Annotated in this window: 13 protein-coding genes; 5 read left to right on the forward strand and 8 right to left on the reverse strand. The window is 70.9% G+C overall.

What is annotated here, in order from left to right:
* Positions 1–675, reverse strand: coding sequence for a response regulator transcription factor (locus tag ABZV77_RS35210; RefSeq protein ID WP_356266151.1), 675 nt, complete (start codon positions 673–675; stop codon positions 1–3).
* Between the two features lie 51 nt (positions 676–726).
* A complete protein-coding gene (locus tag ABZV77_RS35215) occupies positions 727–1,929 on the reverse strand; it encodes a sensor histidine kinase (RefSeq protein ID WP_356266154.1) in 1,203 nt (400 codons plus the stop codon).
* A gap of 97 nt (positions 1,930–2,026) precedes the next feature.
* On the opposite strand from ABZV77_RS35215, the gene ABZV77_RS35220 reads away from it, so the two are divergent.
* Entirely contained in the window at positions 2,027–3,046 is a 1,020-nt protein-coding gene (locus tag ABZV77_RS35220; RefSeq protein WP_356266354.1) for an SAM-dependent methyltransferase, read from the forward strand.
* 22 nt (positions 3,047–3,068) lie between these two features.
* On the opposite strand, the gene ABZV77_RS35225 is transcribed toward ABZV77_RS35220, so the two are convergent.
* Positions 3,069–4,232: an NADH-quinone oxidoreductase subunit D gene (locus tag ABZV77_RS35225; protein ID WP_356266157.1), complete on the reverse strand. Its 1,164-nt coding sequence runs from the start codon at positions 4,230–4,232 to the stop codon at positions 3,069–3,071.
* A gap of 55 nt (positions 4,233–4,287) precedes the next feature.
* Between ABZV77_RS35225 and ABZV77_RS35230 the strand changes: the two genes are divergently transcribed.
* Both ABZV77_RS35230 and ABZV77_RS35235 read left to right on the forward strand, forming a co-directional pair.
* Entirely contained in the window at positions 4,288–4,797 is a 510-nt protein-coding gene (locus tag ABZV77_RS35230; RefSeq protein ID WP_356266160.1) for a PH domain-containing protein, read from the forward strand.
* Entirely contained in the window at positions 4,794–6,131 is a 1,338-nt protein-coding gene (locus tag ABZV77_RS35235; RefSeq protein WP_356266163.1) for a PH domain-containing protein, read from the forward strand. Before ABZV77_RS35230 ends, ABZV77_RS35235 begins: the two co-directional genes overlap by 4 nt.
* Before the next feature lie 96 nt (positions 6,132–6,227).
* On the opposite strand, the gene ABZV77_RS35240 is transcribed toward ABZV77_RS35235, so the two are convergent.
* From ABZV77_RS35240 to ABZV77_RS35255, 4 genes are all read right to left on the reverse strand, one after another.
* The gene (locus ABZV77_RS35240) at positions 6,228–7,448 is read right to left on the reverse strand and encodes a hypothetical protein (protein ID WP_356266166.1); all 1,221 of its coding nucleotides are present in this window, start codon (positions 7,446–7,448) and stop codon (positions 6,228–6,230) included.
* Between the two features lie 179 nt (positions 7,449–7,627).
* Positions 7,628–8,599 carry an ABC transporter substrate-binding protein gene (locus ABZV77_RS35245; protein ID WP_356266169.1) on the reverse strand — a complete coding sequence of 324 codons (972 nt, stop codon included), beginning with the start codon at positions 8,597–8,599 and terminating at the stop codon, positions 7,628–7,630.
* 103 nt (positions 8,600–8,702) lie between these two features.
* Positions 8,703–9,365, reverse strand: a complete 663-nt coding sequence (locus ABZV77_RS35250) for an ABC transporter permease (RefSeq protein ID WP_356266171.1) — start codon at positions 9,363–9,365, stop codon at positions 8,703–8,705.
* Complete coding sequence (locus tag ABZV77_RS35255; protein ID WP_356266174.1) at positions 9,362–10,090, reverse strand: ABC transporter permease; 729 nt, start codon at positions 10,088–10,090, stop codon at positions 9,362–9,364. The genes ABZV77_RS35250 and ABZV77_RS35255 overlap by 4 nt, the downstream gene beginning before the upstream one ends.
* A gap of 158 nt (positions 10,091–10,248) precedes the next feature.
* Between ABZV77_RS35255 and ABZV77_RS35260 the strand changes: the two genes are divergently transcribed.
* Positions 10,249–11,406 (forward strand): betaine/proline/choline family ABC transporter ATP-binding protein, encoded by a 1,158-nt coding sequence (locus ABZV77_RS35260; protein ID WP_356266176.1) that lies wholly within the window; start codon positions 10,249–10,251, stop codon positions 11,404–11,406.
* A gap of 28 nt (positions 11,407–11,434) precedes the next feature.
* On the opposite strand, the gene ABZV77_RS35265 is transcribed toward ABZV77_RS35260, so the two are convergent.
* On the reverse strand, positions 11,435–12,553 hold the full coding sequence (locus tag ABZV77_RS35265) for an alpha/beta hydrolase-fold protein (RefSeq protein WP_356266178.1): 1,119 nt from the start codon (positions 12,551–12,553) through the stop codon (positions 11,435–11,437).
* A 248-nt stretch (positions 12,554–12,801) separates the two neighbouring features.
* Between ABZV77_RS35265 and ABZV77_RS35270 the strand changes: the two genes are divergently transcribed.
* The gene (locus tag ABZV77_RS35270; RefSeq protein WP_356266181.1) at positions 12,802–14,622 is read left to right on the forward strand and encodes a phosphatidylglycerol lysyltransferase domain-containing protein; all 1,821 of its coding nucleotides are present in this window, start codon (positions 12,802–12,804) and stop codon (positions 14,620–14,622) included.
* Positions 14,623–14,643: the final 21 nt, after the last annotated feature.

A 14,643-nucleotide genomic window follows, 5' to 3' on the forward strand; every position in this document is an offset into this window, starting at 1 on the left:
CTAGGAGGAGGCTCCCCCGGCCCGCACGAGCCCCACCTCATACGCAAGGACGACCACCTGCACCCGGTCCCGCAGGTCCAGCTTGGTCAGGATGCGCCCGACGTGCGTCTTCACGGTCGCCTCCGAAAGGACGAGCCGGGCCGCGATCTCACCGTTCGACAGGCCCTGGGCGACCAGCACCATGACCTCGCGCTCCCGGTCGGTGAGGCGCTCCAGGTGCTTGTGCTGCGGCTGGCCGCCGGTGCTCGGCAGCATCGGGGCGAAGCGGTCCAGGAGCCGTCGCGTGGTGGACGGCGCGACCACCGCGTCACCGCTGTGCACGGAGCGGATCGCGGCGAGCAGCTCCCCCGGAGGCACGTCCTTGAGCATGAAGCCGGACGCCCCGGCCTTGAGCCCCGAGAAGGCGTACTCGTCGAGGTCGAACGTCGTCAGGATCAGCACCTTCGGCGGGTTCTCGTCCTGGCAGATGCGCCGGGTCGTCTCCACGCCGTCCAGCTTCGGCATGCGGACGTCCATCAGCACCACGTCGACCTCGGCCCCGCGCAGCACCTCCAGGGCCTCCACGCCGTCACCCGCCTCCGCGACGACCTCCATGTCCGGCTGGGCGGCGAGCACCATCCGGAACCCGGTGCGCAGCAGCACCTGGTCGTCGACGAGCATCACGCGGATCGACATCAAGGAGATCCCTTCGGGGAGGTTCGGTGAGTCGGGTTCGGTGGGTCGGGTTCAGTGTGCGGGTTTCAGCGGCAGCAGTGCACTGATCCGGAAGCCGCCGCCCGGACGCGGCCCCGCGTCCAGCGTGCCGCCGACCATGCCGACCCGCTCGCGCATGCCGATCAGGCCGTGCCCGCTGCCGTCGGCCCCGCCGTCCTCGTACAGCTCGTGCGGGGCGCCCTTGCCGTCGTCCTCGACCAGCAGCCCCAGGCCGTCGTCGAAGTAGACCAGGCGCACGCTCGCCCCCGCGTTCTCCCCGCCGTGCTTGCGGGTGTTGGTGAGGGCCTCCTGCACGATGCGGTACGCGGTGAGCTCCACGCCGCTGGGCAGGGGGCGCGGGGTGCCCTCCACCTTGTAGTCGACGGGCAGACCGGCCGTGCGCACCTGCTCGATGAGTTCGTCGAGCTGCTCGACGTCGGGCTGCGGGACGTACTCCCCGCTCTCCTCGGGCTCACCGGTGCGCAGCACGCCGAGCAGTCGGCGCATCTCGGCCAGGGCCTGGCGGCCGGTGCCCGAGATGGTCTCCAGGGCCTTCCTGGCCTGGTCGGGCGCGGCGTCCATGACGTACGCGGCGCCGTCGGCCTGGACCACCATCACCGAGACGTTGTGCGCCACGACGTCGTGCAGCTCGCGGGCGATCCGGGCCCGCTCGGCCGCCACCGCGACCTTCGACTGCGCCTCGCGCTCCCTCTCCAGGCGGTCGGCGCGCTCCTCCAGCTGTGCGAGGTAGGCGCGGCGGGTGCGGATGGAGTCGCCGAGGACCCAGGCGAGCGCGAAGGGCACGATCTGGAACATCGTGAAGAAGACGAGCCCGAAGACGCTGGTGTCGTTCGTGGGCCAGCGCATCATCGCGAGCGGAGCCGCGCACAAGCCGCCGACCAGCGCGAAGCGCGAGGCCCAGCGCGGTCCGTCGGCCGCCGCGGTGTAGACGATCACCAGCATCGCGAAGTTCGCGGGCAGCGTCTGCACGTCGAAGACGAGCTGCAGGAAACCGAGGACCGCGGCGAGCACCAGCATCTTCTCGGGGACGCGTCGGCGCAGCGCCACCACCAGGGAGAGGCCGATCGCGATGGGGATCGAAAGGATCCGCGGACCACGTCCTCCCCCCTCGGACATGGACAGCAGACCGATCCCGGAGATCCCGAGCAGGACGAAGGCCCAGAAGCCGTCGACCCATGTCGGGTGTCTGCGGAGGAAGTCATAGAGGCGCTGCACGTAACCCAGCGTAGGCAGCCCATTGGCGCCCTTGGGTCAACCGAAGGTCCGATCCGCAGCAGGTACATGTACTCCCCAAGGTGGAGGCCCGCTTAACCTGCGGGCTGTGACGAACGACAAGGACGCGCCGCGAACGGCCGCCCCGCGCGGCTGGCGCGAGGCCACGGAGGCCGCCCTGTACGGCCCGCAGGGCTTCTATCGCCGCCCTGAAGGACCCGCCGCCCACTTCCGCACTTCCGTGCACGCCTCGCCCCTCTACGCGGGCGCCGTGGCGCGCCTGCTGTGCCGCCTGGACGCGGAGCTCGGTCACCCGCACGAGGTGGCGTTCGTGGACATGGGGGCGGGCCGCGGCGAACTCACCACGGCTGTCCTTGCCGCGCTCCCCGCCGATGTGGCGGCACGCGTGCGTGCGTACGCCGTGGAGCTCGCGGAGCGCCCCGCGGGCCTCGACCCGCGCATCGAGTGGTGTGCCGCGCCGCCGTCCGGCGTGAGGGGCCTGCTGTTCGCCAACGAGTGGCTGGACAACGTCCCCGTGGACGTCGCCGAGGTGGCCGCCGACGGAATGCCGTACCGGATGCTCGTACGCACCGACGGCACCGAGTCGCCGGGCGGCCCCGTCGAGGGCCCTGACGCCGACTGGCTGGCCCGCTGGTGGCCGCTGGACCCCGATCCCGGCCTGCGCGCGGAGATCGGGCACCCCAGGGACGAGGCGTGGGCGGCCGCCGTGGCGACGCTGACGCGCGGCCTCGCGGTCGCCGTCGACTACGCCCACACCCGGGACACCCGCCCGCCGTTCGGGACGCTCACGGGCTTCAGGGAGGGCCGCGAGACGGCACCCGTGCCCGACGGCGGCTGCGACATCACCGCTCATGTGGCGCTGGACGCCTGCGCGCGGGACGGCGCCGCGCTGCTCACCCAGCGGGCCGCGCTCGGCGCACTGGGCGTGCACGGCGGCCGCCCGCCACTGGCGCTCGCCTCCAGCGACCCGACGGCGTACGTACGCGCCCTCTCACGCGCGGGAGAGGCCGCCGAGCTGACCGCGCCCGGCGGCCTCGGCGACTTCGGTTGGCTGCTGCAGCCCGTCGGCGTCGCGCTGGACGCGCTACTTGCCGATTGACGCCCTACTTGCCGATCGACGCCTACTTGTCGATGTCCCCGACCACGAAGAACAGTGACCCGAGGATCGCCACCATGTCCGCGACCAGCTGCCCCGGAAGCAGCTCGGTCAGCGCCTGGATGTTGTTGTACGAGGCCGAGCGCAGCTTGAGGCGGTACGGCGTCTTCTCGCCCTTGCTGACGAGGTAGTAGCCGTTGATGCCGAGGGGGTTCTCGGTCCACGCGTACGTGTGGCCCTCGGGGGCCTTGAGGACCTTCGGCAGACGCTGGTTGACCGGCCCCTGCGGGAGCTCGGCGATCCGGTCCAGGCAGGCGTCGGCGAGGTCCAGGGCGACGTGGGTCTGCTCCAGGAGGCACTCGAAGCGGGCCAGGCAGTCGCCCTCCTCGCGCGTGACGACCTTCAGGGTGTCCTGGAGCTCGCCGTACGCCAGATACGGCTCGTCGCGGCGCAGGTCGAAGTCGACTCCGGAGGCACGGGCGATGGGACCGCTCACTCCGAAGCCGTGCACCGCCTCGGGCGTGAGGACGCCGACACCGCGCGTACGACCCCGGAAGATCTCGTTGCCGAGCACGAGACGGTCGTACACGTCCATGCGCGACCGCACCGAAGCGACCGCCTCCCGCGCGCGGGAGGTCCATCCGGCGGGCAGGTCCTCCTTGAGGCCGCCCACGCGGTTGAACATGTAGTGCATGCGGCCGCCGGAGATCTCCTCCATCACGTTCTGGAGCTCCTCGCGCTCGCGGAACGCGTGGAACACCGGAGTGATCCCGCCCAGTTCCAGGGGGTAGGACCCGAGGAACATCAGGTGGTTCAGTACGCGGTTCAGCTCGGCGAGCAGCGTGCGCAGCCAGACGGCGCGCTCGGGGACCTCCATGCCGAGCATCCGCTCCACGGCCAGCACGACGCCCAGCTCGTTCGAGAACGCCGACAGCCAGTCGTGGCGGTTGGCCAGCATCACGATCTGCCGGTAGTCCCGGGCCTCGAAGAGCTTCTCCGCACCGCGGTGCATATAGCCGATGACCGGCTCCGCGTGCTGGATGCGCTCGCCGTCCAAGACCAGGCGGAGGCGGAGCACGCCGTGCGTGGACGGGTGCTGGGGGCCGATGTTGAGCACCATGTCGGTGCTCTCGGCCGCTCCGCCGATGCCGAGCGTGGTCTCCGTGGTGGTCTCCGTCGTGGGACTCATGGCGACAGTCTCTCGCACGCGTCGCCGTGTCAGAGGTCCTACGTACGCTTGAGGCATGGACACGGGGACAGCGGGGCCCGCAGGACCGGCACGGGAGCAGACCGAGCCGGTGTGGACCGGACTGCCGAGAGGGCTGCTGTCGCTGCGGCGGCTCCTCCTGGTGGTCTGGCTGGTGCCGCTCGCGGCGGCCGTCGGCATTCTGCTCGGCCTGTTCGTCGGCCCCGCCTGGGCCGCCTTCGCACTGCTGCCGCTCGCCTTCGTGGCCTGGGGCTGGCCGGTCCTCGGCCGGAACTGGCGCTCCTGGCGGTACGCGGAGCGGGCCGACGACCTCCTCATCAGCCGGGGCGTGCTCTGGCGCGAGGAGACCGTCGTGCCGTACGGCAGGATGCAGCTCGTCGAGGTGACGTCGGGCCCCGTGGAGCGGCGCTTCGGGCTCGCGAGCGTCCAGCTGCACACCGCCGCGGCGGCCACCGACGCGTGCATCCCGGGGCTGCTCCCCGAGGAGGCCGAGCGGCTGCGCGACCGCCTGACCGAGCTGGGCGAGTCCCGATCGGCGGGGCTGTGAAGGACGTACGGGAATCGGCGGACGGCACGATCTCGGCAGCCACCGTGCCCGAGCGGCGGCTGCACCCCGTCACACCGCTGCGCCGCGCGTGGGCGCCCTTCGCGGTCCTGGTGGGCTGGGCGGTCCACGACCCGAACGGCGCACAGCAGCGCCTCTCCGCGCTGACCGCCACCACCCTGCTCCTCGGCAGCGCGGCAGTGGTCATCGGCGGCTCCCTGTACGGCTTCCTGAGCTGGTGGTTCACCCACTTCTCGGTCACCGACACCGAGCTGCGCATCCGCACCGGGCTGTTCTTCCGGCGCACCGCCCACATCCGGCTCGACCGGCTCCAGGCCGTCGACGTGACGCGGCCGCTGCTCGCCCGCATCGCGGGGGTCGCCAAGCTCAAACTGGACGTCGTCGGGGCGGAGAAGAAGGACGAGCTGGCCTACCTCGGCGAGCGCGAGGCCGCCGAGCTGCGGGCCGAACTGCTCGCGCGGGCGGCCGGTTTCGCCCCCGAGGAGGCGCGCGGGGTCGGCGAGGCGCCCGTGCGGGGCCTGCTGCACGTCCAGCCGCGCACGCTCGCCTTCTCCTTGCTGCTGACCGGCGCGCCCTGGGCGATGCTCATCGCCGCGACGGTGGTGCCCGCCTTCCTCTGGTTCGCCACGCACAACGTGTGGACGGTCGTCGCGACCGCCCTCCCCATGCTGGGCGGCGCGTTCGCGAGCAGCGGGGGCCGCTTCATGAAGGAGTACGACTGGACGGTGGGCGAGTCCCCCGACGGCCTCCGCATCGACTACGGGCTGCTCGACAAGGCCCACGAGACCGTGCCGCCGGGCCGGGTGCAGACCGTGCACGTGGTGCAGCCTCTGCTGTGGCGGCGGCGCGGCTGGGTGCGGGTCGAGCTGGACGTGGCGGGCTCGGCCAACAGCGTGCTGGTGCCGGTCGCGCCGCGCGAGCTCGCCGGGGAGGTGATCGGGCGGGTCCTGCCGGGAGTCCGGGTGCCGGAGGCGGCGGACCTCGTGCGGCCGCCCGCGCGTGCGGCGTGGTGTGTGCCGTTCTGGTGGAAGGGGTACGGCCTGGCGGTCACCGACGAGGTCTTCGCGGCCCGCCACGGCCTGTTCAAGCGCCGCCTCTCCCTGGTGCCGCACGCCAAGGTGCAGAGCGTGCGGCTCTCCCAGGGGCCGTGGGAGCGGTACAAGGGCGTCGCCGACGTACGCCTCGACACCGGCGCCAACAAGACGGTGACGGCCCGCCTGCGCCCCGCCGAGGAGGCGTCAGCGCTGCTGTCCTCCCAGGCGGACCGCTCCCGAACGGGCCGCCGGGAGGCCCTCCCTGACCGCTGGATGTCCTGAACGGCTCCGGTGGACTGTCAGGGGCGCGGGGAACCGCGCGACCAACCACAACCGTCCCGCGGCCGCCCTTCGACACCGCCCCACCACAGCGGAGCGTTACGCCCGAAGGGCCGTCCGCAGCTCCGCCACGTCGATCTGTTCCGTCTCGTCATGGGCCGTCAGGTCGATGACCTGGCCGACGCCACGCGCCGCGTCGCCCTCGGGAGCGTCCTTGAACTCTCCCTCGGTCTCCGCCTTGTGGACCGCGAGGGCCTCCTCGCCCACCACGTCGGCGAGGTCCTCGTTCTGCACGGACTCCAGCGCGGCCGGCGTCACGTTCTTCGTGCCGAAGAAGTCGAATCCGCCCTGGGGGGCCTGGCGTCGTGCCTGCGCGGGCGGCGCGACGGCGACCGCGCGCTCGTGCCCGGCGTATCCATCGGCCGCCCCGGGCTTCCCCCGCGACTCGTCCTCCGCTTCCGGCGCGGCTCCTGGCGCCGCTTCCGGTGGTGCGGGGGACGACGGGGCCGGGACCATGCGGTCGAGCGCCGCGTTGGCCCGCAGGAACAGCGAAGGGGTGGGGCTCGTGCCCGGCCTGGCAGCGGCCTTCGAAGGCGCCGCGGAGTTCTCCGTACGAGCGGAAGCTTCGGTACGGGCTGAAGCCTCCGTACGAGCTGAAGCCTCCGTACGCGGAGCAGCCTCCGTACGCGGAGCAGGCTCCGTACGCGGAGCAGGCTCCGTACGCGGAGCAGGCTCCGTACGCGGAGCAGGCTCCGTACGCGCGGACGGCACCGGCGCCCCCGCCCGCACCGCGGGTACGAGGTCCTCGGCGCCGGAACCGGACGTGGCCGCCGCACCGGCCGCGGGCAGCGCGGGGGCCGGTGACGTCGCCTCTATGGCGAGCAGCCGCCGCCCCTCGAGGGCGCTGGCCCGCTCCGTCTCGGCGGTGGCGTACCGCCTCAGGAGCGCGGCGTGTTCGTTGCGCAGGGCCGCGAGCTCGGCGCGCTTGGCGCGCAGCCTCGTCTCCAGCCTGCCCCGCAGCTCGCGGGACTCCTCGAGGTCCGACTCGGCCTCGGCTATCCGTTCCTCGTAGCGCCACTCGTCGCTCGCGCGGGCCCGGCCGAGCTCGGCGACGCGCTTGCCCGCCGCCTGGTCCCAGCGGCGCATGACGACGGAGCCGACGACGGCGGCGGCCGCCGCGGCCGCGACGAGCCCGCGGAGCACGATTGGTTCCGCGAACATCCAGGCGCCGCCGGCGCTGAGAATCGAAACGCCTGCGACCGTCGAGGGGGGAAGCAGCCTGTGCAGGGGTGGGGAATGGCGGTGACGTCCACGTGGCATGGCCAGAAACTTACCGCGCGTAGGCGAAGTCTGGTGCCCCACCCGGCAAAAAGCAGGCACCACGGCCGTAACTCGCCGCAACTCCCCTCCCCCTCTTCCACTTTGTTTCAGCGCTCAACTTCCGCTTCGGTCCCGGAACTTCCCGCGCCTTTCTTGATCAACTTCGATCCTGAGCGACTTCAGATGAGGCCCTTCGACTTCAGATACTCCTGCGCGACGTCCGCTTCCTTCTGACGCTCCTCGTCGACCTTCCGGTTGAGTTCGATGAGGTCGTCCGTCGTGAGCGTCTTCGTCAGCTTGCCGAGCGCGGCGGCTATCTCCTTGCTGCCGGCCTCCTTCGCGTTCACCACGGGAAGGATGTTGTCCGCGTTCTGCAGCTTCTTGTCGTCCTCGAGGATCACGAGGTCGTAGTTCTTCAGCGTCGCGTCGGTCGTCGTCGTCAGCACCAACTGGTCCGTGCCGTTCTTGACGGCCTGCTTGGACTGCGTGGTGCCGACGCCCTTGGGGTCGATTCCGGCGACGTCGATGCCGTACTTCTTCTTCAGACCGGGCGCGCAGAACGGCCGGGACTCGCATTCGTCGCCCGCCGCGATCTTGACCTTCTCACCCGACTTGCCGAGATCCGACAAGGTCTTGAGCTTGTGCTTCGCCGCGTATTCCTTGGAGACCGCGAACGCGTTCTGGTCGACCGCCGCACCGGCCGGGAGCACCTTCAGGCCCTGCGGCTTCGCGAGCTTCTCCAGCGCGCTCACCGTGGCGTCCAGATCGCTGGAGGCGACGGTCTTCGCCTTCGGGCCGTTCTTCTCCAGGTTGAGGAATTCCGCGAGCGTCGCCGCGTATTCGGGCGCGACGTCGATGGAGCCCTTCTTCAGTTCCGGCTTGTAGATCTCGCGGTTCTGCACGGTCTTGACCTCGGCGTCATAACCGGCCTTCTCCAGGACGCCCACGTAGAGCTCGGCGAGCACCTTCTGTTCGGTGAACCGTGCGGAACCCACCACGAGCGAGCCCTTCTTGTCACCGCCCGCCGTGTCCGCCCCCTTGCCGTCGTCCTCCAGGCTGTCCCCGCCGCACGCGGCGAGACCCGCGGTCAGCGCCACGACGACCGCGGCCGCCCCTGCCATCCGTCGCGCGCGACGCGTTGTGCTGTTCATCGGTGAACCACCATTTCGAAAGGAAGGAATTCAGAACTCACTGGAACGGACCGCCGAACCACCGGCCGCCGGACCGCACACACACCGGGACTTCCCCGCCGCCCTACCGCCGCATCGGGTCGAAGAGCCGCCCGGCGGCCACCAGGACCCCCTCCACGAGGAGCGCGAGCAGCGCCACGAGGATGGCTCCCGCGACCACTTGCGGGGTGTTCTGCAGGTTGAACCCGGCCGTGATGATCCGGCCGAGACCGCCCTCGCCCGCCATCGCGGCGAGCGTGGCCGTCGCGACGACCTGCACTCCGGCGGAGCGGATGCCCGTCATGATCAAGGGGTACGCGAGCGGCAGCTCGACCCGCGCGAACAGCTGGCCGCCGCTCATCCCCATCCCGCGGGCGGCCTCCACCACCGCGCGGTCCACCTCGCGCATCCCCAGATAGGCGTTGGTCAGCAGGGGCGGCACGGCGAAGAGCACCAGCGCGATCAGCGTCGGCGCGTCACCGTGCTCGCCGAGCGGGGTGAGCGTCAGCAGGATCAGCAGGGCCAGCGTGGGCACCGCGCGGCCGACGTTCGAGATGTTGACCGCGAGGGCGCCGCCCTTGCCTATGTGGCCGAGGTACAGCGCGAGGGGCAGCGCGATGAGGCAGGCGACGACGAGGCAGACCCCGCTGAAGTACAGGTGCTCGGCGAGGCGGTGCCACACGCCCTTCTCGCCCTGCCAGTTGGCTCCCGTGGTCAGCCAGTCGTACGCACCGGTGATCGCGTTCATGCGGACTCAGCCACCTTGGCCACGGCCGCCTTGCGCGACGCCCGGTTCGGACGGATGCGATGGGCCCTCGTCCACGGTGTCAGCCACCGCTGGAGTCCGAGCAGCAGCAGGTCGGCGGTGACGGCGAGGAGCACGCAGAGCACCGAGGCCGTCAGGACCTGGGCCTTGAAGGTCGTGTCGAGGCCGTCGAGGATGAGCGTGCCCAGGCCTCCGTAGTCCACGATGGCGCCGACGGTGGTCAGCGCGACCGTGGAGACCGTGGTGATGCGCACACCGGCCAGCAGCGCGGGCAGCGCGAGCGGCAGCTCCACCTCCCACAGCAGCCTCAACGGGCCGTACCCCATGCCCTTGGCGGCGTCCCGCGCCTCCTCGGGGACGGCCTGGAGACCGGCCAGGATGTTCCGCACGAGGACCGTCAGGGAGTACAGCACCAGGCCCGTGACGACCAGCGAGACGGAGAGCCCGAAGAGGGGCAGGAGCAGCGAGAACATCGCCAGCGAAGGGACCGAGTAGAGCACGGTCGTGACGCCGAGGATCGGTCCCGCGAGGAAGCGCACGCGCCGTGCGAGCAGCGCGAGCGGCAGGGCCACGGCGACTCCGATCGCCACGGACACGAGCGTGATCCCGACGTGCTCAAGGGTCGCGTCGATCAACTCCTGGCTGCGAGTGCGGAGATATTCCCCGCAGATCCAGTCGTTCGTCACCAGACAGTTCTGCTCGGCCACGCGCCCCACCTCCCCCGAAATCCTGGACGTATGCCGTACACACGTCCCCCCGTGTCTGGCGACCCTAACGTGAGGCACTGACAATCGCAGTGAGTCGTTGTACGGCCGCAACACTGCCTTTACGCAAAGCCCCTCGCCGCCCTCCACAATGGGGAACCATGATCCGGTTCGAGCACGTCACCAAGCGCTACGCGGACGGCACCAAGGCCGTCGACGATCTGTCCTTCGAGGTCGCCGAGGGTGAACTGGTCACGCTCGTGGGCCCTTCGGGCTGCGGCAAGACGACGACGATGAAAATGGTGAACCGGCTCATAGAGCCGAGCGAGGGCCGGATATTCGTCGACGGCGACGACATATCCGGAATTGATCCCGTCCAACTGCGGCGCCGTATCGGCTATGTGATCCAGCAGGTCGGCCTCTTCCCGCACAAGACGGTGCTGGACAACACGGCGACCGTCCCGCATCTCCTCGGCGTCAAGCGCGGCAAGGCCCGCGAGCGCGCCGCCGAACTCCTGGATCTGGTCGGCCTCGACCCCGCCGTCTTCGGCGACCGCTATCCCGAACAGCTCTCGGGCGGCCAGCGCCAACGCGTCGGCGTGGCCCGCGCCCTGGCCGCCGACCCGCCGGTGCTCCTGATGGACGAGCCCTTCGGCGCGGTCGACCCCGTCGTCCGGGAGCATCTGCAGAACGAGTTCCTCCGCCTCCAGCAGGCCGTGCGCAAGACCGTGCTCTTCGTCACGCACGACATCGAGGAGGCGGTCCGCCTCGGCGACCGCATCGCGGTCTACGGCCAGGGCAGCATCGAGCAGTTCGACACCCCTTCGACGGTCCTCGGCGCCCCCGCGAACGACTACGTGGCCGACTTCGTCGGCGCGGACCGCGGCCTGAAGCGGCTCTCCGTGACGCCGATCGAGGAGGGGGATCTGGAACAGCCGCCCGTCGTGCACCTCGACGACCCGCTGCCCAAGGAGCTCGGCGCCCGCTGGGCCGTCGTCCTGGACGGCGAGAACAACCTGCACGGCTGGCTCTCGGCCGAGCACGCGCGCGGGGGGAGCGGCACGGTCCGCGAGCACGCGCGCCGCATGGAGGCGTGGCTGCCGGTCGGCGCGAGCCTGAAGCAGGCGTTCGCGACGATGCTGCAGCACGACGCGGGCTGGATCGCGGTCATCGACAAGGACAGCGAGGGCCGGTTCCTCGGGGTGCTCACACCGGCCCGGCTGCACGAGGCACTGCGGCGCTCGACGGCGGCGGACGCGCGCGACATCGCGCGCGCGGAGGTCGAGTTGGAGACGGTGACGGCGATCAAGGGGGCCTGAGCCCCCGGTCGCCAGGAGGGCCTGAGCCCTAGTCGTCGCTCAGGCGCCCGCTGATCCACTTCAGCGTCGCGGGGATCTCCCGGCGCCAGGTGTTGAAGTTGTGCCCGCCGCTTTCGAGCGTGATCGACGAGACGCGCGTGGGCGCCTTCACCTTGTCGATGAACTTCTTGGTGGCGTCGTAGTTGTCCTCGCCCTTCTTGCTGGTGGTCACGAGGAGGGACGTCTTGGGCGGCGGCATGTGGTCGAGGTACCAGTCCAGGTCGGCGCGCTGCTGCAGCTCCTTGTCACCGTGGAAGAGGTCTCCGGTGGTGACGTCGATGGGCGCCTTGTAGTACGCGGAAAGACCCGCTCCCGCGCCGTACACGCCGGGGTGGTGCATGGCGAGCTTCAGCGCACAGTAGCCACCGGTGGAGTCGCCGATGACGCCCCAGTTCTGCGCCTTGCGGCCCACCCTGTAGTGGTCCGATATCGCTCCGGGCAGGTCCTTGGCGAAGAACGTCTCGGTCTGCGGCCCGCCCGGCACGTCCACGCACTCGGTGTCGCGCGGCGGCGCCACGGTCGGCCGCATCATGATGAGGATCATCGGCTGCATCGTGCCGTCGGCGGCCTGCTTGTGGGCGGTCTGCGGGTAGTGGAGCCCCTTGGTGAGCGCCTCGGCGGTGCCCGGGTAACCGGTGAGCACCACGGCTGCGGGGAACTTGCGGTTCTTGTACTGCGGCTGGAAGTACTCGGGCGGCAGGTAGACGTAGGCGGGGCTGGCTATGTCCGACACCTTCCCGCCCACCTCGATCTTCTGGATCTGGCCCCCGGTGGCGGGCCGGCCGCCGCCGGGTACGTTCACGGGCTGGGTGTCGACGACCTTGACGGGCCCTGCTCCTTTGGCCGGATCGTGATCGACCACCACTCCGGGAGCGGTCTCCTGGCCGAAGAGGTCGGCCCATGTGGCGTAGAAGCCGAAGGCCTGGTTGGCCGACAGGCCCACCGAGGCGAAGACCGCGACCTGGGTGGCGAGGAGCAGCCCGACGCGGCCGGTGATCGCCTTCCAGCTGCGGCGGGCGAGCCGCGGCCAGAGCCAGATCGTGCCGACGAAGAGCAGTACCGCCAGCAAGACCGCAAGGGCGAGGACGTTGTTGCTCGTGAGACCCATGGGGTGTTCTGCCTGCGCTTTCTACCTGTGCCGGGCACGTGCCTCGGCTTGACCGGACCCGGGACGGCCGTGCCGACGTCTGCCGGGGGGCCTGCCTGAGCTTTTCCAGCGGTTTCCGGTCGGGAATGAACCCGTCTCCCTGAAGGACCGTCCTAGAGGTCGCAATGTAGCCGGATGCGCTTTTGGCACCGGATTAAAGCTCTCTCGCAGAACTACGGGATGCGATGTCTGTCAGGATAGATGGGGAAATGTCGGGCGAGGTTCCGGACAGTGAGGTGCGCCACCGCGACGGCCGGCTCCACAAGATGCTGCGCGGTCCACGCCCCGAGGTGGTGCCGACCCTGGTCGCCAGAGCCTGCGCCCTCGTCGGAGTTCTGAACGTCGCGGCAGGCGTGTTCCCCCGGTTCCGGCACAGCCGCATGCATGCCATCGCGGAGGTGCTGCCCGGCGCGCTCGGCCCCTTCGCCGCCGCCCTCGCGCTCAGCTCCGGCATCCTGCTGCTCCTGCTCGCGCACGGCCTGCGGCGCCACAAGCGCCGGGCCTGGCGGGCCGCCGTGGTGCTGCTGCCCGCGGGCGCCGTGGCGCAGTTCGCGTACCGGCACTCGATCATCGGCGTCGTGATCTCGCTCGCGCTGCTCGCACTGCTGTTGCGCCATCGGAGTGAGTTCACCGCCCTGCCCGACCCACGCAGTCGCTGGCGGGCGCTTGCCAACTTCGTCCTCCTCGGTGCCGGATCGATTCTGCTGGGCCTGGTGATCGTCAGCGTCCATCCCGGGAAGGTCATCGGAGACCCGAGCATCACGGAGCGCCTGGAGCACGTCCTCTACGGACTCTTCGGCTTCGAAGGCCCCGTCGACTACTACGGACGCACATCCTGGACCGTCGGTTTCAGTCTCGGCGCCCTCGGTATGCTCACCGCCCTCACCACCATCTACCTGGCCTTCCGCCCCGAGCACCCGGCCGCGCGCCTCACCGAGGACGACGAGACGAAGCTGCGCGCGCTGCTCGACAAGCACGGCAGCCGCGACTCCCTCGGCCACTTCGCGCTCCGCCGCGACAAGGGCGTCGTCTTCTCCCCCAGCGGCAAGGCCGCCGTCACCTACCGCGTCGTCTCCGGAGTGATGCTCGCCAGCGGCGACCCGATCGGCGACGTCGAGGCCTGGCCCGGCGCGATCGAGCGCTTCATGGACGAGGCGAAGGCCCACTCCTGGACGCCCGCCGTCATGGGCTGCTCCGAGACGGGCGGCGAGGTCTGGACCCGCGAGACCGGCCTGGACGCCCTGGAGCTGGGCGACGAGGCGGTGGTGGACGTCGCGGATTTCTCCCTGTCCGGGCGTGCGATGCGCAACGTACGCCAGATGGTCAAGCGGATCGAGCGCAATGGCTACGAGACGCGCGTACGGCGCATCCGTGACCTCGGCGAGAACGAGCTCGCCAGGATCCAGCGCGCCGCCGACGACTGGCGCGGCACCGACACCGAGCGCGGCTTCTCCATGGCGCTCGGCCGCATCGGCGACCCGGACGACGGCGACTGTCTGATCGCCACCGCCCACAAGGCGGACGAGGAGCCGGGCCCCTACGGCGACCTGAAGGCTGTCCTCCACTTCGTCCCGTGGGGCAAGGACGGCGTCTCCCTCGACCTCATGCGCCGCGACCGCTCGGCCGACCCCGGCATGAACGAGCTCCTCATCGTGGCCTCCCTGCAGGCCGCGCCGAAGCTCGGCATCGCGCGCGTGTCCCTCAACTTCGCGATGTTCCGCGCGGCCCTCGCCCGCGGCGAGAAGATCGGCGCGGGCCCGGTCCTGCGCGCCTGGCGGGGCCTGCTGGTCTTCCTGTCCCGCTGGTTCCAGATCGAGTCCCTGTACAAGTTCAACGCGAAGTTCCGCCCCCGCTGGGAGCCCCGCTTCGTCGTCTACCGCTCCAGCAAGGACCTCCCCCGCATCGGCTTCGCCGCCATGCAGGCCGAGGGCTTCGTCACGCTCGCCCTGCCCCGCTTCCTTCGCAGGGGCACCGCCCAGCGCCGCCCCTGCCCGCACGGGGCCGCGGAGCGGGAGGTCCAGGCGGCGTAATCGCGCCGGTTCCGGGCCTAG

Source organism: Streptomyces sp. NPDC004732 (assembly GCF_040609235.1).
Classification (GTDB): Bacteria; Actinomycetota; Actinomycetes; order Streptomycetales; family Streptomycetaceae; genus Streptomyces.